A 20,738-nucleotide genomic window follows, 5' to 3' on the forward strand; every position below is an offset into this window, starting at 1 on the left:
GTGGCTGGCGGCGGGCGCCTGAGACGAACGCAATTGTCGCCCACACCCGGCAGCCGCCGGGGTCTGCCTGCCGAGACCTGGGCCGGGCGGCGGTAATCGCATCGCCACCGCTGACGCGGCCATCACCCGCTCCGCCGTGGCTGTGCTGAGAACGCCGAACCCGGGATCGCGGGACTACGGGGCGGGTCGATGCGCATTTTGCCGACATCCGGTCGCTGAGATCATCCTGTCATTGGCCGGGTATGGGACAGCTGCGTGGTGCCGGGTGCTCGAGTTCGGCGACGACCGCAATCGTGACACGACCACCACAGCACGCAAGAACTATGCCACCAGTCCATCGCCCGGGCCTCCGGCGAGAAGAGGGTCGTTGTGGTCCGGTTCGTCCACAACGACCGGCTGGTCGACGCCTCAACGTGCAGGCGTTCTCGGCTCGGCAGGCTTCTCCGGGGTTCGCGCCTGCTACGACAACCAACGAATGCGCGGACTCGATCACGGGTCTGTCTTACGGCAGCTCGCCATCCGGCTCGTCGGCGTCCTGCACGGACAGTCCGCGAGAGCCGCACCCGCTACGACGACGAAACGACCGCGTGGGCACACCACGCCCGGCGGATCGCTGCTTGACACCGAGGCTCCGGGGCCTCGCTATGCGCCGCTGCGGCCGCTGGACCCGAGGTCGATCACGAACGGCGTCTCCCGCGTGCCCACAAGCCGGGGTGGCTCGCGTCGGCGGGCACGACGTCGGCACGCGTATGCCCACCGGCGCAGACATGATGGAGATGACACTGCTGCTGGGTCAGTTCGATCCGGGGGTCACCTGTGGGCTATTTGTTGCAGGTCTGTTGCGTAGTGTCCGCACATTCGGACGCTCCCCTCCCGGCTGCGCCGGTGCCCCGAGGTCACACGTGAGGTGCCGCGTCCTGATACTTGTGCAGCCGAACTGATGGGTCCAGATCGGCTATGGGGGAGAAGCACCACGGAAAAATGTTCTCCAGGATCGCGTTCTCGGCCCAATTGAGCTCATGCGGGAAGCGAGTAAGCCTCATCCGGCCCGCAGTCCGGGGACCACGAGCCTCATACGTCAATTCGACGACAACCACCGGTAGGCCTGAGCCGTATGCGCTCCCGACTCCTTCCAATTGGAACTCGGTTTGCTCATGCCAGGCAATGCCGATGACGAACCTGCCGTCCTCGTTTGTCTGCACGATAACCTTGTTCGCGGGATGGAATTCGCCGTTGGTGAAATGATCAGACAGGGCCTTGTGTAGCTGATCCGCTGGCGCCGAGGTATCAAAGTAGAAGCCGTTGACATAGGTGTCCATCTTGCTTTTTTCGCGTGCCTTCGCCGCGGCCTTGAAGGGGGCCGCGATCATCTTGCATAGGCCGGTGACCACACCGTCGACCACGGTCTCCAGAATCCAGAGCCCGGCCATGAGCACCAGCATGACGACCAGGAAGACTCCTAATCCCTCCACGCTCATTCACCTCTCTTGTCAGTGTTGAAGGGCCCCGCGGCGAATGGCGCTTCTCGATCGTTCTGATCGACAAGGGTGGCGCGGGCCTGCGGATCAAGGGACTGCACTATTGCGACGAGGTTCTCCCGCAAGGACTGAAACTGTTTGACTGCGCTACGCATCGCCTGGCCGTTATCGGCCCACCGAAGCATCGCGTGTTCGCACACCGTCCCGCCGTCATGTTCCCGCACAACAAAGATGGCGGACTGGATGCACTCGTTCCAGTCGACCCGCATTCCGTGGTTGCCCCGCTGCGTGCTCGCGAGCTCCCCGGCGATGTACAACGAGTCCTCGAATCGCGGTTTGCTGGACGGCAAGGGCAGGCGGAACCCGAGCTCGTTCCACAGTTCGTCCGATCCGACGGAAGTGCGGATCTTCAGGGCAGCTGCCCCGAGATCGTTGGCCGCCCTGCGCTGCCGGCCGAAGATTGCTTTGTCGGTGAGGTCACTCGCCTTGTCCTCGACCGCTTCGGTGACGGTCGTCCAGATCCATCCGATAACGAGGAGGGCGAGGATGACGCCGACCATAACCAGCACGTCCATCTGCCGCTCCCGTGATCGAGCACTCGCGCCGCTCATACAGCGCAAACTTAATGCTCGACCCAGCATCTCACCTGCGCCATGGGCAGGCGCAGTCGTTCAGACGGCCGACACTCAACAACGCTTTTGAACACGACCGGAATCGCCGCACCACCCTGCGCCCAGGTGCGGTACCACCCGTGTGAGATTTGTCGACCGAATTCAGGCGAGCCCCTACCGAGGAATTCCGAATGCCGGGCGCACCTCGAACGTGAACCGTGACAAGCAATCCGGTACCGCACGGGCGCAGATTCGCCGCAGGTCGGAACCGATCGTGAGCGCCGAAGAACGGCTCTCCACGGCCACGAAACCACCAATCCCCAAATCGCTCAGGCCGCTACGCTGACCTCACGAAAAATCGAAATGGACGCAGGTCGAGGCAGGGAATGAACGCCAGGTCCGGAAGGGCCAACGAGTTCGTCGGACCAGGGTGACTGAGCCGGGCACCGTTGGCGCCTCCCTGATACTGGAAACGACCGCCGGAGTGTCGAGCCCACAGCAATCCCCGCCCGCACGTGGCGAGTGATCGAGAAGGAGAGATAACTCGGTGACAGTGACGGCTGGTAGTCCGGTCGCACCCCGCTGGCAGGACCTGGTCACCCTCCCCGACGGGCTGTAACCGAGGTGCACATACCCCACGGCCACGAGAGATATCGCGCGACTCTACTCGGCGAGCCCCGGCTACGCGTCGGACATGATGGAGTAGATCCCGCTGAGCGCCCTGCTTAGAGGTGCGAACCATTAGTGACTTCCAGGCTGGGCAAGAGGACAATCAAATTGAATACCAACCAGTATCCACGTAGAGGTCTCACGGTGGTGTCGAGCCTCGGCGTCGGTGGGCTCTGCAGCGACGTCAAAGGCCCAAATCGAACGGGATGCGTTCCGGGAGGGAGGAAGTCGCGGACGTTGAAGAGATGAGGGCTGACGAGATCTAAGCAGGGAACAGGCCGATCAGGCTCATTCGCCACTCGGCGAACCCGCGGATTCGCAGGAGGCGCACGCCACGGCTAGCACCACGGACCGCGCTGACGCCGGGCGGTGAGTTACGTTGGGGCCGAGGGAGTTCTCGCATCTCGCATCACGGATGTTGCCCAGCCATTCCGGAACTGGTCGGGGGCGGCGGGTCAGCTGAACAACCGATACAAGACGCAGCGTGCGGCGACTACTGTCAGTCCCATCGCTTCTGGCGACGGAAGTCGTGGACGCGGTGGCCGCGGCGCAGGGCAGTGCTGTACCTCGCCGGCCTGGCGTACGGAATCCGCGGGGTGATTGTTGCCATCGTCTCCGAACATCACATCAACCGGGCAGTGTCGCGACGCGGTCACGATCCCTCAATGATCGAGGTCGCCCAAGAAAACGAGGTGGTGATCGTGCAGGACCGGCTGACACTGACCGACGGTGATATGAAGGGCCTCGCGGGGTGCGTCGAGCGCACCATCGTGGGACCGGTCGTTACTGATCTAATCTGCGGCACACCGGCGTTCAGGAGACTTGTGTGGGGGGCAGATCCTTGTGCGCTGGTCGGCCCTGGCATCGTACCTCCTCGGCGCTTCGTAGCCCGGTGACACCATGGGTGCGTTTATATTTCGACGAGACGATGCCGGAGTCGAGCCTGGCGCCGTCGCGCCTCCTCCTCCTCCTCCTCCTCCGCCGCCGCCACCGCCATCAGCACTGTTCCGCACGCGCGCGTTGCTGGCGTTCCTCACCGTATCGGTGCTCGTCTTGGCGGGCGGGGTCGTGACCGTGTTCGCGGTGCACACGATCGATTCCCGTGGTGGTCCGGTGGCGGGGCAGCTACGCCACACGTATCCGACGAAACCTGCACCCGATTGGAGGCTCGAGGCCGCCGACGCGGTCCCACGGGGGCAGTTCGTCCGGCCCGACCCGACGTCCTACCAGTACCTGCGACCGGGATTCATCGACCTGGGTGACATCCTCATCAGCACCGTCATTCTGCCGGATACCGATGCACCGCCGATGCTCGTCGCGATCGAGTCCGACACCGGGGCCGTGAGGTGGAAGACACCGATCGACAGTTACCCGGAGACTCCCTCGTGCGCGACGCGCACCGTCGACGGCATGTTGCCCTGCATCGGCGGCGACTCCGTCCGATTCATCCGCGTGTCCGACGGTCACGTCGACCACCAGCTGGTGGCGGGCAACGCCAGCCGGGTCGAGGTGATCGACCGCGACGTGATCACCGCGGACTATCGCGAAATGTCGCGTGGGACGCCAGACAATCTATCGGCCGAATGGCGCACCACCTACGACATCGATCCAAGGTGCCCCGGGTCGGGTGACTCACAGCAATTCGGCGTCACCGACCGGTTCGTCTTCTTCGGCAGCGACGCCGGCGCCGTCGTTGCCGCCGCCACGGACGGACACCGCGTGATCGACTCCGAATTACAAGGTGTCGCCGTGTATCCGGGACGCGGCCTGGTCGCCCGCCGCTGCGCGGGCGACACCATCGACAGCGTCGTCATCGACGCCACCGGCAGGCAACTACGCGTCCACGACGGCGCCGCCGAGCCCGCCGAGCCCTGGCTCGTCGCACCCGACGACGACGGCCCCTACATCGTCGGCAACACGGCCTACGACTTCACCACTGGCGCGCAACGGTGGACGGCAGCCGGCCCTGCCATCGAGAAGATCATCGGCAACATAGCGATCGGAACGGACGTCGACGCCGACACGATGGCCGCTTACGACCGGCGAACCGGAGCCAATCTGTGGACCACGGCCTGGGCGGGAGATCCGCTGGCCTCTGACGGTGAGCGCGTTCTACTCCGATCCCCTGACGGTCTCACCGCCGTCGACCTCTCCTCTGGCGAGCCCGCCTGGACGTCACAGGAACTGCGGTCGGGCAGCCTTGCGCCCGTTGGCGACGGATTCGCGGTGGGACAACCGGACGAGATTGTCTACTACCCACCGACCGGCGGGGCGGCACCCGCACTCGGCGTCACCCCGCCGGCACCGCAGACCCCGGCTAGTGTCTCCGAGGCGGGCCGGGTGGTGACCAAGTGCGGTCGCGTGCCGACCATGCGGCCCACCGAGTACCGCACCGACACCGGTGGACTCGTCGTCAAGATGGAAGTCAAGGCCAGCTGTCCGGACGGCGACATCGTCTCCACCAACGGAATGCGGATCACCGTGACCGACCACGGGCAAACCGTGGCCTCGGCGGTCTTCGACTTCGCCGACGCCCCGATGTATTTGCCGAGTGCCGGCACCCCTGGGCCGGAGGGCCCGGTCGTGCAGGAATTCGTCTATCCGGTCGGCAGCTTCTGGCGGCTGCCGAACTCCCTGGGTTCGACCTCGCCCTCAGCGGGCGGCGCATCGACCACGAAGGCGTTCGGTGACCAGCTCGTCGAGTGCGAGGACCAGGGCAACAACCGCGGCCCGGACAGCGGTGAACCACCCACACCGTCGGTCGCGGGCAGGCCGATCGTCGCTGCACGCCCGGCAGGGCCGTCGAACACAGAGGTCGAAACGGCCAGTCTCGACGGCCTGCGCGCCCAGGCCGACGCCGATCGCCCGGTCGTCACGACAGGGCTCGCCGACCGGTGGGTCGCTCAATTGTCCTCGAAACGACTCGGGCTGGTGGCGCCGGATGTCGACGGGCGCGTGGTGACGTGGACGGCGGCCGAAATTCTCAACCAGCATCTGCGGCTACGCCTGCGGTATCCCGACGTGCGCCTGGTGTGGAGCGACGAATGGCGCACATTCGACTTGAACGGCTGGTGGATCACCGTCACCGGCATCACTTTCCCGGATTCGGGCGCGGCGAACAGCTGGTGCGACAGCCACGGGATTCCGGTCGACGAATGCTTCGCCAAGCTCATCAGTAACACCCGCGATTCGTTGGGCACGACCAAGTATCGGCGATAGTCGGTTGCGGAGGATCACGTGTACCCATCAGCTGGTCAGGGCGTCGGAGAACCACCAGGACGCTCACCGAGCGACGCGACCGCGATCACCGCAGCGATCTTCGCAGTGGGGGTCGGTCTGCTCGCGTTGGTGAGAATCGTCTTGGACCTCGACGCGTTCAACGAGCTGGCGGCAACGGTCGGCTTCGACAACGCGGTGCAGATCACCAACTACTTCGGCCCCTACTGGTGGACTCAACTCTTGGCCGGCGGTCAGCTGAATTATGCGATCACCGCCGTGCTACTTCTCTGCGGAGCTGTCCTTCTGCTGCGCCGCAGACTCGCCGGCCGCACGATGATCATCTTCGGGTCTCTCGCCGCTATCGGCGGATACCTCGTCGGATGGGTCGTTGTGCAGTCAGCGGTCGGCTCATGGCGAATCTCGTTCGACGGTTTGACCGGCGGTTCGTTCTCGAGTGGACTGGAATCGGCGTGGCCCCCCGCGAGGACGGCCGGCGTCCGCAGCCTTGGGCTTCCCGTCATCGTCCTGCTCCTCGCCGCCGCACCCTCGACGCGGCGCTGGTGTCTGTACCGCGGCGTCGGTCATGCGGTCGTGATGCCGCCACCACCTGCTCCCACCGACCCACCCGTACCTGGTCGCGCGGGTTGGATACCACCTGTCGACTTACACAAGCAGCCGTCCCCGAAGCCGGCGTCTGCGCCACGCGTACCGCTGACCGCGCAGCTGGCCGACATCCCGCAGGCCGACCGTATCCGTGACGGCGCCGCGGTCACGCTCTACCTCGGCGCGCTGTTCTTGCGTTGGAACCGCAATGTCAACCTGCCCGCCGGTGAGGGTCCGGCACCCCTGATCGCGCTCCTGGTTCTCGCGACGCTGCTCTCGATCTGCTCGGTCGCGCTGCCATATCTCGCGCGGCTCGGCCTGCCCGGCGCCGACCGCGGCACCGCAGCCCTGCGCACACCGCAGCTGCTGACGGCCGCACCGTATGTGGTGCTCCTCGGCGGATTCGCGGTCGCCGACGTACTCGGCGCCGTGTACCAGTTCGGTCGGCTTCCACCGCAAAGCCCCGGTGTGGGGCCCGGCATATGGTGGGGGGTGGTCGCGACGATTCTAGCCACGCAGCGGCGTGCCGCTGTCGACGCCGGCCGCTCTCGCCGGTGGCTTGCCGTCGTGCGGCCGGCGATGTGGGTGGCCGCCTGCCTGAGTTTGCTCTCGGGACTGTTCTCGCTCCTGGCCCTTGCTGTTGATTCCGCCCGCAACTCCTCCGCGCCCACTACCACCGGACAAGCAATCATTGTCCTGCTCACATCGATGCTCGCGTGCACACTGGCCGGCGTCGTCGCCACGGGTGTGGGCGCCGACTTCCCGGCGTGGCGGCTCACCGTGGCAGCCTGCGGGTCGACGGTCCTCATCACGGGAGCGATCATGACGCAATCCCAATCGGGAGGTGTCGAACAATTCGGCAGTAGTCGGTATTTCGCGACCACCGCCTGGTGCGTAGCCGCCGGAGTCGCGCTCGTCGCCGGCGGCGCACCATTCGCCCCGGACAGCCCCACCCATGCCGGCTACATCTGGCTCGCCGCCTGCCGCAACGCACTGGGCATCGTCGGGCTATGGATGCTCATCGACGCCGCCGTATCGGTGATCACCGCGATCGTCTGGTCCCTTGACATCGTCGCGGCCGTCGTCTCGGCGGCGTTGGCGGCATCGACCGCAGTCGTCGCCGGGATCGGGGCACGAAGAATGCGGCCGCGCTACAACCGAGCACAGGATCCCCGGCCGTCGCGGGAAGTCACGCTCTGCGTCTGCTGCGTCATCGTTGCCCTTACTCTTGTTCGGCTGACCGTGAATGCGGGAACGAGCCTGCACCGATCGACCGTGCCGATGGATCTAGCGATCCCCGGGCTCGCGGTCGCTGTGGCTCTCGCGATCGCGGCAGCCAGCCCGGTTCGCAAGCTGTACGCCGGAATCCCGCTGAGGGGTACTCTTTCTCAGCGCGCGCGGCAAGCACTCCTACCGTCCGCGCTGCCGGAGGCAGGCGATGACGAAGACAAAGCTGCGACGATGAACCCGTACACGTCACAGGCACAGTTGGCGCGGATCGCCCAGCACCGCACCGATCTACGCGCCCTCGTCGCCGCGCATCCACACACCGATGCAGGGCTGCTCGACTGGCTTGCAGCCCAACAGGACCCGGATGTAACGCGCGCGATCGAACAACGAAACAGCGGCCAGATCTAAGACCGGGCATAGATTGGGGCAGGGGATGATAGCTTCACATCACGTCGGCTGCACAGAGACTTCGTGCATCGAATCACAAATCTGGGTCGGGCGGTGCCGGCGCAGTATGCCTCATCGTTTCCGGCCCAGGTCATCTCGAAGAACTCGGAAGGGGTACCCGGATGTCCGAACGCGCATCAATGACAATCGGACGTAATCCAGTGGGCACCACAACAGGCGGCCGCTTTCGACATTATGCGGCGGCACCGGCGAGTCCCCCAGCAAGACATGGTGGTCACCTTATTGTTTCGATCACCGTGGCATCGCTCGTTCTGATGAGTATGGCGGGATGCGGATCGAGACACGGTTCCATGGACGGGTCGGGTCCACCGGGGCCGGGGCCGGTGTCACAGTCGCGACCGGCGGAAGGGGCGGTGATCGCATCGGGCGCGGTTGGAGACACCGGCGTGACACTCACCGGTCGAACGGGGGAAATACCGGTAACAGCGACGGCACCGGCCGGAGTGGCCGATGCGGGAACGCAGATGAAGTTGCTCAGCGTCGGCACATCGTCGCAGACACAGGTTCCCGCAATGGTGGCATCGGCTACGCCGGTCATGGTGACGCTGGGTAGCAACGAACAACCGAAAACACCGATCGTTTTGAATTTCGATTTGTCCGATCAGCCGCAGCTGTATGAGAAATTCACAGATACCGTCCGGCCCGTCGTCCTCGTCAACGACGAGCACACCAGCGATCTCCTACAACCTGAGTGGAACCCCGTATCGAAGGTCTTGACCGTGACGACCGATCACCTGAGCACCTTCACAATCATCGCCGCCGACGTGGGCAACTCACTCACTGACGCCGCCACTCAGGTGTGGAAAACCCCCGCCGGCGGCCTGGATTCACCGTGTGAGGACAAGAGCGAGCTGAAGGTCGGATCCGAGACGGTCACATTGACACCCTCGACATCAGGAGTGATCGCCGCGTGTTTGCGCGATACCGACACAGGCATCGCTGTTGATTTCACCTCGGGCTCCGCACAGTACTACCAGGTCAGCGCCGACCCGGTCGGGCAATTCACCAACGGTCAACCGCTGGCCGGCTCCGAACAACTCGCGGTCGCCCTTCACGGATCCGCCGCCGGGTCCGGATTACTGACGCCGAAAGGCAAGGGCACCGTGGAGTTTCCGCCGGGTACGAGATCGGCCCAGATCCGGTTGGATATCGATCCGGCCGCGCTGCAGCTGGCGACGATCCTCACCGGATTGGACATGCTCGGTGCGGGTGGGGACTCGCTGCTGTACGGTTTCCAGAGCACGAAGGCGTCCTATGACTGTCTGATCACCGCTTACCAGAGCTGGACCCAGCCAGACGACCCCAGCGTTGCAGAATTCACCGAGGCGCTCGGTGAGATCGGACAATGCGGGTTCGCCGGTGCCGAAGTCGCGGCCGGGAACCGAGACACCCACCAGATCCTGCATCGGATGAGCGTCGCCACATCGCTGTTCACCAGCCTGCCTGCACAGCTACTGGCAAACATCGCCGGCATCGCCGGTGAATTCAACGGCGACAACCACCTCGAATTCGTCCTCTCCAGCACAGCAGGATCGCACAATCCACCCCCGATCGTTACCTCGTCGAGCAATCCACCCCCGATCGACGCTTCGTCGAGCAGCCCGCCGTCGACCAGCACGGCGGCCGAGCCAGGGTGGTACACCCTCGATGAGATGGAATGGTTGTCGTGGGGCAATGGGAGCGACTGCTGCAGCACACAAACCATCACCACGACCGCGTACCCAGAAAGTATGACCGGCTACTACCAGACGGGGCCGAATCCCGGCGACGACAATAACCACGTCAACCTATTCTTGGGTGGGAAATGTGACCAGCTCGATGTGTTCGTCGGTCAATCCGCCGAATCACCAGGCAACACCGGCAACCCCGGCCGTTTCAGGGTCTTCCTCGACGACACTCGACTCGCCGCCGATCACAGCATTGCGATAAACCAAGACGCCATTCACCTGGCCATCGACCTCACCGGCGTATCCCGCCTCAAACTCCAGGACGATCGCCATGCCGCAGATGCCATCAATGTGTGGGGCACTCCTCGTCTGCATTGCGCCACCAACCCCCACCCCCGCCGATAGCATCTTGAAGGTTGGCCACCGAACTAGGTCACTGCCCCACAATCGGCCGACCGAAAGCCGGCCAAACAGCGGGAGGGCTTCCTCACCATTGACGAACTTCCCTAATCCGCTCGCACCCGACAGCGGTGATACCCATCATCGCAGGAAGGAGGAGGATATGAACGAGGGGGATACGACGGAGGGGTGTGCGGCCACCAGCTCGAACGGCATATCCGCTGGCCACACGCATCGCCACGGCCTGGTGTGGAGGATTGTGGTGGGCGGCCACGCCTGGATCCGCGCCATCGCAGGGGGTGCCCCCGGTCAGGGTCCCCGTCGCCGGTGCTATCGCCGAGCATGATTGTGCCCGAATGGTTCCTGTTGCCGCGCCCAGCTAGGTCGGTGCTCCACCCCAGATCGTGGACCTCGTCGTCGCAGACACCGTCGACGATGTCCTGTCCGCCCTCGCCGCCGCTCGCGCAGGGAAAGACCCTCAGCGGGCGGTCGGCGAGGCGCGCAAGGTGCTGGAGAGGATGCGGCACACTGCCGAGAAACGATAGGTTCAATCGCGGTGCGCGGCAAGCCACACCGCGCCGGATCCGTGCCCGAGACGGGATGGGTAGAGGGGGAATTCGCGGGACCAGACAATCCAGGCGCGGAGTTGGACCGCTGGCGACCATCGTTCTGACCGCGACGGCCTTCACTGCCGCCGCGCCTCCCGCTGCGATGGCCCAGAACAATGATGCACCGGCCTCCTACGTCGCACTGGGCGATTCCTACGCATCCGGACCGCTGATCGTCCCCCAGGAAGCAGTGCCCAGTTGCTTCCGCTCCGGCAACAACTACCCCCACCTCGTAGCCCGGGAACTGGGAATCACCGAATTCGACGATGTGACGTGCAACGGGGCCAGCAGCACCGATCTCACAGACCCGCAGCACACCAAGTTCGGTGGAAACGTTCCCGCGCAATACGACGCCCTCGACAAGGACACCGAGCTGGTGACCGTTACGATCGGCGGCAACGACGTCGGCCTCTTCGACCTCGCGCTCTCCTGCCTCGACCTACCCCTCGCTCCCCGTCCGACAACCTCATGCGTCCCGACCACTGGCACGGGACCGGACCGCTTCGACCAGGCCATCGACCGGATGGGACCGACCTACAACCACGTTGCACACGAAATCCACATCCGTTCCCCGAAAGCGGACGTCGTGTTCGTCGGATACCCCACCGCCATCCGCGACGGCGGTTGCCCCACAATCCAACCGATGGCCCCGTCCAGCGCCACCTATCTCCAAGCCCGGCTCGACCGCCTCAACGCTGTCATGGCGGAGCACGCCCTCGCCTCGGGAGCTACCTACGTCGACACCCGCACATCCAGCGTCGGTCACGATGTCTGCGCACCCGGACCCACCCGGTGGCTCGAGGGAGTGGTCCCCGAGTCCGACTCAGAACCACTCCATCCCAACCCGCGCGGGCATCAAAATATGGCCACCCAAGTGATCTCGGCCCTCGACCTATCGAGTGGGTGACTGGGGGATGACAGGAAGTGCCGCGGAAGGTCAGATCACAGAATGCCGCGAGTCCCGGTGGCCGACACTGACGCGGGATCGAGGTAGACGCCAATGGCGCTTTGAAACTGGGTAGACGAGCCCGGTGACCATGTACAGCCAGAAGGCCCTGAGAGGCCAGCCCGAGGATGACTGCGACTCCGAGGATGACACCGGTCAGCGGACCGCGCATGCCCACCCACAGCTCGAAGGATCGAAACCACCAGCAACCCCGCCGAAATCACCTCTCCACGGATTGAGCAAAGTCTCTCGAAGTCATGGCACCATGAGTGAACTAGAGCGGCGAGTGAAACGATACGAATCAGAGTGGGATCCCCGTTTTCGTCCCAGCGCCTGGCACGCGAGCTTTTCCCCGTGCGGGATCTCGACACCAGAAAGGTGCACCGTGACCCTAGAACGGCTGGCCGTAGAAGTTCTCGTACCAGTTGTTGCAACTCTGGATCGAGGAGAGCTGGCCACTGCGGTAGACGCGGTTGCCGGTCTTGACATACGAGGTGGCGGTGATTTTGTTTCGACATAGTATTTGTACCGCGTAACCGCCGCTATCGGTGTTAGCGCAGGTTTTCCACGGCCCAACCGTGGAAAAGCCGTAGTTGCAGTTCCATCCGGCAGCCGCGACGGTTGGGGCTGAAGCGAGCCCGACAGCACTGACTCCGACGGCCAGCGCAGCTGCCACAGCGACGCCCCTGAACGTCGTCGATAATGTACGTAGAGTGACCATGTTGTGTTCCCTTGTCGATTTCGTGTGATGACATTCTCGCGACCGCCGGACGTGCGGCGGTAGTCCGTCGTTCGGATGAAACAAGCGCTACCCGCACTTCCGTCTGGGGTGCCGCCGGCTGATTCGATTCGCGGGTTTGCGTCCAGGCCGATGGATGCTTCTAATGCTGTCAAGCCGTGTCGGCCAGGGATAGGGAGCTGGATTTCTGCTCGTGGTCGGTGAGCCACCGCGAGTAGGTGGCGGCTAGATCGGGGTCGAGGCGTTGCCCGATCTCCAGACGTCGTACGCGCAGGCAGGGGCCGGAACGGGCCGATCAGGTTGCATCCGACCCGGAGTCACGGGTGCTCACCGTCGAGTCGCGGCTCCGGTCCGCTGGTGATGCGTGGTTACCGCAACGATCCCGGGCGGACCGCCGAGGCGATCGACGAGGACGGGTGGCTGCACACCGGCGACATCGCCGAGATCGATGCCGACGGATACGTCCGCATCGTCGACCGCAAGAAGGAGCTCATCGTCAACGCGGCGGGCAAGAACATGTCGCCGGCGAACATCGAGGGCGCCCTCCGGGCCGCCTGCCCGATGCTCGGCGGCGCTGCGGTGATCGGCAACGACCGGCCGTACAACGTGGCGCTGCTCGCGCTCGACCCCGACAGTCTCGCCGCGTTCGCCGAGCGCCACGGGCTGACCGCGCAGGCGCACGAGGAACTCGCACGGGATCCGGTCGTGCTCGCCGCCGTAGAGGACGCGGTGCAGGCCGCGAACGCGAAGGTGTCCCGGGTCGAGCAGATCAAGCGGCACGCGGTGCTGCCGAACATCTGGGAGCCGTCCGGCGACGAACTAACCCCCACCATGAAACTCAAGCGCTGGCCGATCGATGCCAAGTACGCGGCCACCATCGAGGAGCTGTATTCGGGTCGCTGAGCCGCCGCCGCGGCTACCGCTCTGTCGAGCGGGTTCATGATCGCCTCCGCGTCCGTCCCGCGGTAGCGTGCGTACATCCGAACATCAAGTCCTGATAGCTGTTTCGCTGCATCGAACAGAACGTCGTGACGGACCATCACCGTCTCGAGTGGGCGTACCACGCCGCCGCGGCCTGGTTGTCGCTGACGTGGTGAACTTGTACTCGTTGACCGCGTAGGCCACGGGGGTTGGGTCCGTTCAGGTGAGGACCTCGTCGACGTCGATGCCCGCCTTCTCGCACAGTGCCCGGAGTAGTTTGTTGTTCTGCTCGGCCAGGGCGTGGGTGGACAGGATGTGGCCGAACTGATCGTCCTTGCGGTCGGCGGGCACCGGGCGGCCTTCGAGACCGAGATTGGTGACCTCCTTCCATAAGATCTCGGCGATGGCTTCTCGCAGATCGAGCTTGCGGCCGGATCCGTCGTAGAGGGCGACCGGGTGGTCGTCCCGGAACGCGGCGGCGACTTCGCGTGCACTCATGTGTTCGTCCTCCTCGATCGGTACTGCGGGTTGAACCTGTACCCGAAATTGCATGGCCCGGTAGGGCCATCCGGATTCGGCCCATTCGGACACGATGATGTGAAAGTTGTCGAATGTGCTGTCCGGGTGCACGTATCCGCCGTACAGGCGGGTCACGACGTCGGGGCCACCGTTTCCCGACGGTCCCCGTACCGGCCGGAATGTCGGAGCGGTGTGCCAGTTGTCGGTGATCTGTCCGACGACGCGGATGGTGATGTTGTATTCGGCTTCGTTGAAGTAGCTGAGCACCCAGTTGTTCTGCATCCGGCGCAGGCACAGTTCCCCGACCTTGGACCCGACCGGCAGGATCGGGGTGGGCGGATTGCCCCACGCCCAGGAGCCGTTGCTGAACCCCCAGGGCTCGTAGAAGTCCCGGTCCAGCAGCTGGTCCTCGGGGCAGCGGAACAGCAGCACGTTCTTGTCCCGTTCGAGGCCGCCGGTGGTCATCACGTAGACGAACCCGTCCCCGCCGCGTTCCCAGGTCAGCATCCGGCGGTGACCGCCGAATTCCCATCCTTCCCACCGGGCCTTGGGGCCACCGTGGGTCCAGGTCTCGCCGTTGTCGTCGGAGTATTGGATCTCGGTCCACCGGGTGTCGGGCAGGCCACGGACCGCGAGGACGTGCAGGTAGATCCGGCTGCCGATCACGATCGCGTCGGTCGGGAGTACGGTGTTGAACTCCGGGTTGTTGTGCGGGTAGTCCCAGAGCTGTTTCGCATGGTTGCCCCCGGCCGCGCGGTGAAACCGCACCCCGTCATCGAGGTCGTGGGTGTGGCTGTAGAGCAGTACCGGGCTGCGCCAACCGGGGCCGCCGACCCGGTTCTCGGCGAAGGTGTCACCGAAGAAGAATCCGATCTCGCCCGTGGGCACCCGGACCGGGATGCCCAGGTCGGTGCCGCCCACACCGAACTGCGGCACCGGAGTGAGATCCCTGATCTTCATGACCGCACCAGGTTCATCGGCCGAGAACCTCCCCGGCGATGTAGTCCCACAGCGCCGCGTCGTCGACCGGGAACGGTTCCGGACCCGGGGACGGTGGGCTTTGCCCCAGACCGAGCATCGCCTCGAGTTCGTCGGTACTCAGGTGGGTGTAGTTGAGGTCGCAGCGTCCGAACGGTGGGCACGGGCCGTTGTCGGTGTACTGGTGTGCGAAATAGCCGTCCGGCTTGATCTTCGGCGATCCGGGCTCCCGGCCGTAACTGGGAGTCACCAACCGAAGACCTGGTGGGCGGGTGCGCCACAGGTCCGCGTTCGACACCGGGTTCCAGTAGCCGATCACCCGCCGCTCGCCGAGCCATTCGCGGGCCCGCCGGATCTCGTCGTTGACCTCCGCCGACTGGTCCCCGGTGATCGCCCCGGCCGCGTCCTCGACGTCGGCCATGATGACCATCCGCGGATGCGGCCCGCCCTTCTCGGTGACCATCTGCATCAGTAAGTCGATGTTCGCCTGACCGGGCCGGAAGAACCAGTACACGATGAAAAACCGCAGCCTGCCGTCGTCACAGGCACGCACCGCCCAGTCGTGGTTCGCCGCGAACTTCGTATCCCGCAGGTTCCCGCTGTTGGATCGGAAACAGAAGATGTCGTACGGGTATGCGTCGGTGGCCGGGGTGATCTGGTACTGCGACACATCCGCCCAGGTCTTGCCGCGCACCACCGGCGGCGGCGGCGGAGTGGCCGGTCCGCCGAGGTCAGGGCGTTGCCCGTGGCGGATCACGACATTCCATTCGCCCTCGAACACATAGCCGGTCACCGGCCATCCGTTCGCGATCTGCAGCGCGGTCGCCGCGCGGGCGGTGCCGGTGTCCCAGATTCCGGTTTCCGGTATCCCGCAGGTCTTCTGCCAGCGCCGCAGGCCGTCCTTCCAGGATTGCGGGTCCGTGGGGAACAGGCCGCTGATCGACTCGGCGGGTCCGTCGAGCGGACCGTAGTAATACCCCGCCGGGAGGGGGAACGCGTCCGGATCGGGCGGCCCGTACACCCAGAGGTAGCCGTTTTCGAGCCGGGTGGCGAAGGCGTCCAGCCGGGTGTCACCCTCGGGGAGGTTGATCTGGGTGTGCATCGGGTCTTTGGTGGCCCAGTCCTCACCCCAAAACACGGTGCCCTCGAACTCGGTGAGCATCTGGCGGACCGCCGCGATCTTGTCGGCCGGCATGTTCACCGACGCCCGCACCTTCCAGGGCAACCGGGTGGCATTGAGATCCACGGCCGTCCCACTCAGATGGTTACTGTTGGCAATATCGTTGTCCCAGCTGAACCCCCAATAGTCACGGGGCCGGTAGCTGTCGATCCGCCAGATCCGCCGATGCCAGAGCGCGGCCCAGGCAACCAGGATCGTCGCCGCCGCGCCCCGGCGCACCTCCGGCCGCACGTTGTCGGTGCCGGGCACGAGCGGCTTGACGATCTCGCCGGTATCGCAAATGCGCCAGCCGTTCTCGGAGACTGTGTTCCCCTTATAGCTGCGAAATCCCATCGCGCTCACCCTCCGTCGTCACCACGGTCCTGGCTGCACTGCTTCCGCTCCCGCCGCGGCTGTGTGTCGCTCCGTGCATCCCGGACGATAGGACCACATACCGACACCAACGCCCGCCCGGTTCTCCCGAGCTTCAGTGTGACGCCCGAGCCGGGAAAATTCGCGAGGCGTGCCGTACTCATTCCCCGGTGCCAGGTCAGCCGGCGCGTTGCCCCGGCGGACCGAGCCGGATGACCGCGGTGCTGTGGAACGCCTCTGAGGGTCGGCGTAGCAGTGAGCAGGGAGGATCGAGATCGATGGGGACGGGACCCCGGCGCGGGGCTGCTCCGTGTTCCCCAATCGGTTACGACGGGGGATTGCGCGAGGAGAAGTAGTAGCCGATCGCGCTGCCGGTCAGGCCCACCATCGCGGTGAAGACCACCTGGAATGGGCTGCTGGCGCGATCCCACTTGTCGGCGCCGGCCCACAGCGGCACCAGCAGGTAGATCAGGCCGACGAGGAAGGTGGCCACGGACAGGCCGATCGCCAGGGCCTTACGGGTATCCTCCTGGCGTTCGTCGAGGCGCCGGATGGTGACCTCGGGCTGTTCGGTCACCTGGGGGTCGGTGCTGCCGACGTTGACCTCGTCGACGGTCGTGTCGTCCCGGGCGGTGACATCGTCCTCAGCGGGCACGGTGGGCCCGTCGGGTTCGGTCACTTGAAGACGACCTCCCGTTTGGTGCCGTCGGGCTCTTCGATGAAGACCTTGGCACCGTTGGCGGCGGCCTCGTCGATGTAGGCGGTGGTGCGGATGGCCCGGACCAGGGCGCTGGTCTTGGTCGAGGCGTGCCGCTTGGCGATCTCGTCGAGCGTCTTGATGTCGTCGTTGGGCAGATTCGCGGTGACCTTGGAAACGTCGTCCTTACTCATGATGTCCTCCTGAGGGTGATCCCGGCCCGCTCAGTCTACCTCGAAAGCCGTACCAGGTACGGCTCAGATACGCATCGGTCTCCGGGTAGGGCTGAGAACCGGCCAGACGGGCGGCAACACGTCCGCACCCTCGATGTCGACTGCGATGGGCCCGCGCTCCGGACCGGCCGAGCCGCTGCGCGACCGGTAATCAGCGATGTACATCGGGTATGCACGAGTGTCCACCGATCAGCAAGACCTGACCGCACAGCACGCTCTGCTCGGGCCCGGGGTGTCACCGGAACGGATCTACGTTGATCACGGCTTGACCGGTACCGATCGTCAGCGGCCCGGTCTGCCGAACCTTGCAGCGTGCCGGAACTGGCGAAAGGGCGTGAGATCAGGGTAAGGATGGCCCGTCGTGGTCGTGGCCGGTCCCTGGCCTGGAAGCGTCGCGAAACCGCCGTACGCCGGTTCGTCACCAGCCGTGCCGATACAGGGGGCACAGTTCCTCACGCGCACGGTTCCAGAACGGGAACAGTTCCGGACTGCCGGCGTCGGGGTGGGCGGGTTGGCTGACGTCGACGAATTCGAGGAACGTTTTTCCGGAGGTCCGAGCCAGCACACAGGCCTGCAGGGAGAGCTTCGCCGAGGCGGCGACTCCCATCCGGTCGGCATACGGGCCCAAGTCCGCGGTGTGCACGAAACCCTCGAGTCGGTCACCGACGTCGTTGTAGACGGTCTGGAGGTCGAAACCGCAGGCCTGGCCCACCAGCTGACTGCAGGTGGTCGGATGGCGCCCGATGACGAACGCTCGGTCCTTGACGGGGCGGGGCGCCGACTCGGACGGGGTGTTGCGGGGAGGGGGAGTCGTACGTCCCTCGAGGCCCGCACGGGCGCCGGGCAGGTCGTCGATGCCCGACAGTTGCCTGCGCGGCAAAGCCGGGTGGCGCGGTCGGTGCTTCCCTGCTGGCCGGTGATCCCGGCGCCGCCCGGGTGCACCTGGGTGCCGCCGAACGTGAACCTGACTCCGAGGTGCGGGTCACCGCCCTCATCGAGGCGCTGACCTGGCTCAACTCGTTGGTCGACGCTCCCACCCTGGAGTTCCCCGATCCGCGACCGGAATAGGGTCCCCGATCCGTCATGGACTCGGGTTCGGGGTCGGGCTCTCGGGTATTCCGTTCAGTGGCTCTCTGATGTGTCCAGCTTTTGAGTGAGACAGAGGGTTTCGGCGATGCCGCACAGCCTGCCCAGCGTGGTTCCCTGTTCGCCACCCCGGTCCAGGCAGCGGTCCTGCTCGTGGGTGCGGTGTTCCTGATGGTCGGGGTGCTCGGGTTCATCCCCGCGGTGACCACCGACCAGGACAGCAGCGCGAATTTTGTGCCGGTCAACACTGCGGACAACTGGCTGCACTTCGCCCTCGGGCTGGGGATGGTTGTCCTCGGCCTGCTGCTGCCGCGGCTGCGCAGCACCGGGACGGCCACGGCGACACCGCGATAGACCCGCAGCCCCTATCGACTGCGGTGCAGCCGCCTTCGGCGGCCGTTACCGGCGGCCGGGCCAGGAGCCGGGTCGAATCCGGTGGCATGTTCGGCCTTCTCGTAGGCGCACAGGGTGTCGATGGCCCTCTGGTCGAGCCGGGACACCGCCTCGTCGTCGGTGGGGATGACGACTTCGCCCCCCGCTGGCGGCGAACGAGACCGGACGCAGCACCGTGCCGCGGTCTCGGGGAGGACTATTCGACCGACAGGGACCGACCGCAGGCTAAGGCATGACACGGAAGGCGCTTCGACCCGTGACCGGATCGGAGTGCCCTTTGGATGCGAAGGCGGTGTGCAGCGGCTGCACGGTTCTGCTGATTCGGTTAGGGTGGCGGCGCGCGTTCAGGGCACTGCCAGGGCGCGGTCACGATGTCGGTGTGGGCTTCGGCGATGTCCTTGAAATCGGTCGACCGGGACAGGCTGACGACCGAGGAGTCGGCGGGAAGAATCACCGCGTATCCGTTGTCAGTTGACCACTTTGCTGGAACGAGGACCCACAGATCGCTTCGTGCGACGAGAGTTCGGAAACACTCGTACCGGAAGAGAGGTGGTTGCCCTGGCGGGGTCTCGACCAGAGTCTCCGCAATCAGATTCGGTGGCACATCCAAGCGTTCTGCTCTGACGACGGAGACCACGGATTCCTTCGCCCAGAGGTTGTGGGCGATGGTCTGTGCGTCGTTGTCGCCGAGCCAGGACGCGAAGGAGTGCATGACGGAGAAGAGTGCCAGCACTATCACCGAAATCACGAGGACTTGGCTGACTCGTGCGGTCGGAGTGGTGTGGTGCGTGCTCGGTGTGGTGGTGGAGATGGTCAGTGCCCAGTAACCTCCGACCGCGAGAAGGCCACCCATCCCGAGCGCGATCGGCGAGAACGCCCAGGAGATGAGTGCGAGAGAGGCCGTGTACCCGCCCGCCATGACGCCGACGATCCCGGTGAGCATGAGAGCTGTCCCGACGGCGAGTGTGGTTCGTCCGATGGTGCGAACAAGGTGCGGCCGCTGTCCGGTTCTGATCGAGCGGCGCGCGTAGTCCCCGACCCAGACCGCCGCGAACCACCCGACGAGGAGAAAAAGGAGCGGCGCGTACAGAACAGTGACACTGCCTCGCACGTAATCGCTGGAGGTGAATCCGAGAGCATCACAGTCGACGCCGAAGTAGGCGAGCTTCTTGCGGGTGTAGATGTATCCGAAGTAGTAGCACAGCGCTGTGATCAGGGTGGTCGGGGCGAGAATCGTGGTGACGACACCGATCCAGGTGTGGATCGGTGTCGTTGTCGTCGCCGAGTTCTCACTCATCGGGCGGTGTGCCGCCGTCGGTGGGCGGCGCGGTCGTCGGGACCGGAGGCGACGGTACGGGAGTATCGGTATCCGGGTTGGTACCGGGTGGTGGGCCGGGCAGCGTCGGTTGTGTTGGTGCGCTCGGAACACCGAGCTTGTTCTCCGGTGTCGTCGGTTGGGTCCCTACCGGCCGGGTGCGGTGCTGTTCGACGGTAGGGAAGAACATGCTCGTCGGGGCTGACGCAGCGGGTGTTGGAGAGGTCGCCGCAGGTGGGGCCGGTTGGCTCGGCGGGTGTGCGGGGTCGGATCTGCAGGCGCCGAGTGTTGCCACCGCCACGGCGAGCGCTGCGGCGATCGCAGCGAACGGAATCGGCCTTGCGGCGCCTGTCGGAACGTGACTTGTCGCTCGCATCGGAACTCCCAACCCCGGAACTCTCCGCTCATGTATCGCTCTTGTATTCCGA

The 20,738-nt window shown here is 65.3% G+C and carries 17 protein-coding genes and 2 pseudogenes; 10 read left to right on the forward strand and 9 right to left on the reverse strand.

Annotated features, from left to right (window positions below):
• Window positions 1–896 precede the first annotated feature (896 nt).
• The gene (locus QM841_RS35035; RefSeq protein ID WP_283335484.1) at window positions 897–1,478 is read right to left on the reverse strand and encodes a hypothetical protein; all 582 of its coding nucleotides are present in this window, start codon (window positions 1,476–1,478) and stop codon (window positions 897–899) included.
• Entirely contained in the window at window positions 1,475–2,053 is a 579-nt protein-coding gene (locus QM841_RS35040) for a hypothetical protein (RefSeq protein WP_283335485.1), read from the reverse strand. The genes QM841_RS35035 and QM841_RS35040 overlap by 4 nt, the downstream gene beginning before the upstream one ends.
• 1,262 nt (window positions 2,054–3,315) lie before the next feature.
• On the opposite strand from QM841_RS35040, the gene QM841_RS35045 reads away from it, so the two are divergent.
• The 6 genes from QM841_RS35045 (at window position 3,316) to QM841_RS35070 (ending at window position 11,859) form a co-directional block, all read left to right on the forward strand.
• The gene (locus QM841_RS35045; RefSeq protein ID WP_283335486.1) at window positions 3,316–3,654 is read left to right on the forward strand and encodes a hypothetical protein; all 339 of its coding nucleotides are present in this window, start codon (window positions 3,316–3,318) and stop codon (window positions 3,652–3,654) included.
• A gap of 172 nt (window positions 3,655–3,826) precedes the next feature.
• Complete coding sequence (locus QM841_RS35050) at window positions 3,827–5,977, forward strand: outer membrane protein assembly factor BamB family protein (RefSeq protein WP_283335488.1); 2,151 nt, start codon at window positions 3,827–3,829, stop codon at window positions 5,975–5,977.
• An 18-nt stretch (window positions 5,978–5,995) separates the two neighbouring features.
• Window positions 5,996–8,218 carry a DUF7937 domain-containing protein gene (locus tag QM841_RS35055; RefSeq protein ID WP_283335489.1) on the forward strand — a complete coding sequence of 741 codons (2,223 nt, stop codon included), beginning with the start codon at window positions 5,996–5,998 and terminating at the stop codon, window positions 8,216–8,218.
• A gap of 413 nt (window positions 8,219–8,631) precedes the next feature.
• Window positions 8,632–10,350, forward strand: a complete 1,719-nt coding sequence (locus QM841_RS35060) for an NPCBM/NEW2 domain-containing protein (protein ID WP_283335490.1) — start codon at window positions 8,632–8,634, stop codon at window positions 10,348–10,350.
• Between the two features lie 398 nt (window positions 10,351–10,748).
• On the forward strand, window positions 10,749–10,889 hold the full coding sequence (locus QM841_RS35065; RefSeq protein WP_283335491.1) for a hypothetical protein: 141 nt from the start codon (window positions 10,749–10,751) through the stop codon (window positions 10,887–10,889).
• 166 nt (window positions 10,890–11,055) lie between these two features.
• Window positions 11,056–11,859, forward strand: coding sequence for an SGNH/GDSL hydrolase family protein (locus QM841_RS35070; protein ID WP_283335492.1), 804 nt, complete (start codon window positions 11,056–11,058; stop codon window positions 11,857–11,859).
• Between the two features lie 430 nt (window positions 11,860–12,289).
• Here QM841_RS35070 and QM841_RS35075 read toward each other — a convergent pair whose 3' ends face one another.
• A complete protein-coding gene (locus tag QM841_RS35075) occupies window positions 12,290–12,574 on the reverse strand; it encodes a hypothetical protein (protein ID WP_156682073.1) in 285 nt (94 codons plus the stop codon).
• A 411-nt stretch (window positions 12,575–12,985) separates the two neighbouring features.
• On the opposite strand from QM841_RS35075, the pseudogene QM841_RS35080 reads away from it, so the two are divergent.
• A pseudogene (locus QM841_RS35080) lies at window positions 12,986–13,540 on the forward strand (long-chain fatty acid--CoA ligase); the annotation flags it as partial.
• Between the two features lie 237 nt (window positions 13,541–13,777).
• Here QM841_RS35080 and QM841_RS35085 read toward each other — a convergent pair.
• From QM841_RS35085 to QM841_RS35100, 4 genes are all read right to left on the reverse strand, one after another.
• Window positions 13,778–15,037 (reverse strand): glycoside hydrolase family 183 protein, encoded by a 1,260-nt coding sequence (locus tag QM841_RS35085; RefSeq protein WP_283335493.1) that lies wholly within the window; start codon window positions 15,035–15,037, stop codon window positions 13,778–13,780.
• 13 nt (window positions 15,038–15,050) lie between these two features.
• The gene (locus QM841_RS35090) at window positions 15,051–16,568 is read right to left on the reverse strand and encodes a M15 family metallopeptidase (protein ID WP_283335494.1); all 1,518 of its coding nucleotides are present in this window, start codon (window positions 16,566–16,568) and stop codon (window positions 15,051–15,053) included.
• Between the two features lie 343 nt (window positions 16,569–16,911).
• A complete protein-coding gene (locus QM841_RS35095; RefSeq protein ID WP_172650912.1) occupies window positions 16,912–17,265 on the reverse strand; it encodes a hypothetical protein in 354 nt (117 codons plus the stop codon).
• On the reverse strand, window positions 17,262–17,477 hold the full coding sequence (locus QM841_RS35100; protein ID WP_007298551.1) for a hypothetical protein: 216 nt from the start codon (window positions 17,475–17,477) through the stop codon (window positions 17,262–17,264). The genes QM841_RS35095 and QM841_RS35100 overlap by 4 nt, the downstream gene beginning before the upstream one ends.
• Before the next feature lie 196 nt (window positions 17,478–17,673).
• Here QM841_RS35100 and QM841_RS35105 point away from each other — a divergent pair.
• A pseudogene (locus QM841_RS35105) lies at window positions 17,674–17,838 on the forward strand (recombinase family protein); the annotation flags it as partial.
• Window positions 17,839–17,934: 96 nt separating this feature from the next.
• Here QM841_RS35105 and QM841_RS35110 read toward each other — a convergent pair.
• On the reverse strand, window positions 17,935–18,396 hold the full coding sequence (locus QM841_RS35110; RefSeq protein WP_283335495.1) for a hypothetical protein: 462 nt from the start codon (window positions 18,394–18,396) through the stop codon (window positions 17,935–17,937).
• A gap of 56 nt (window positions 18,397–18,452) precedes the next feature.
• Here QM841_RS35110 and QM841_RS35115 point away from each other — a divergent pair, with 56 nt between their 5' ends.
• Both QM841_RS35115 and QM841_RS35120 read left to right on the forward strand, forming a co-directional pair.
• Complete coding sequence (locus QM841_RS35115) at window positions 18,453–18,584, forward strand: hypothetical protein (protein WP_283335496.1); 132 nt, start codon at window positions 18,453–18,455, stop codon at window positions 18,582–18,584.
• Between the two features lie 189 nt (window positions 18,585–18,773).
• Complete coding sequence (locus QM841_RS35120; RefSeq protein WP_283335549.1) at window positions 18,774–18,956, forward strand: DUF4383 domain-containing protein; 183 nt, start codon at window positions 18,774–18,776, stop codon at window positions 18,954–18,956.
• A 364-nt stretch (window positions 18,957–19,320) separates the two neighbouring features.
• Here QM841_RS35120 and QM841_RS35125 read toward each other — a convergent pair whose 3' ends face one another.
• The gene (locus QM841_RS35125; RefSeq protein ID WP_283335497.1) at window positions 19,321–20,292 is read right to left on the reverse strand and encodes a hypothetical protein; all 972 of its coding nucleotides are present in this window, start codon (window positions 20,290–20,292) and stop codon (window positions 19,321–19,323) included.
• Window positions 20,293–20,738 lie beyond the last annotated feature (446 nt).

The organism is Rhodococcus sp. IEGM 1307, assembly GCF_030056915.1.
Taxonomy (GTDB): domain Bacteria; phylum Actinomycetota; class Actinomycetes; order Mycobacteriales; family Mycobacteriaceae; genus Rhodococcus_F; species Rhodococcus_F opacus_D.

Coding starts and splice junctions, on each gene's coding strand:
- QM841_RS35035 (WP_283335484.1), bottom strand. CDS start 1,478: ATGAGCGTGGAGGGATTAGGAGTCTTCCTGGTCGTCATGCTGGTGCTC.
- QM841_RS35040 (WP_283335485.1), bottom strand. CDS start 2,053: ATGGACGTGCTGGTTATGGTCGGCGTCATCCTCGCCCTCCTCGTTATC.
- QM841_RS35070 (WP_283335492.1), top strand. CDS start 11,056: ATGGCCCAGAACAATGATGCACCGGCCTCCTACGTCGCACTGGGCGAT.
- QM841_RS35085 (WP_283335493.1), bottom strand. CDS start 15,037: ATGAAGATCAGGGATCTCACTCCGGTGCCGCAGTTCGGTGTGGGCGGC.
- QM841_RS35090 (WP_283335494.1), bottom strand. CDS start 16,568: ATGGGATTTCGCAGCTATAAGGGGAACACAGTCTCCGAGAACGGCTGG.
- QM841_RS35100 (WP_007298551.1), bottom strand. CDS start 17,477: ATGAGTAAGGACGACGTTTCCAAGGTCACCGCGAATCTGCCCAACGAC.
- QM841_RS35120 (WP_283335549.1), top strand. CDS start 18,774: ATGGTCGGGGTGCTCGGGTTCATCCCCGCGGTGACCACCGACCAGGAC.
- QM841_RS35125 (WP_283335497.1), bottom strand. CDS start 20,292: ATGAGTGAGAACTCGGCGACGACAACGACACCGATCCACACCTGGATC.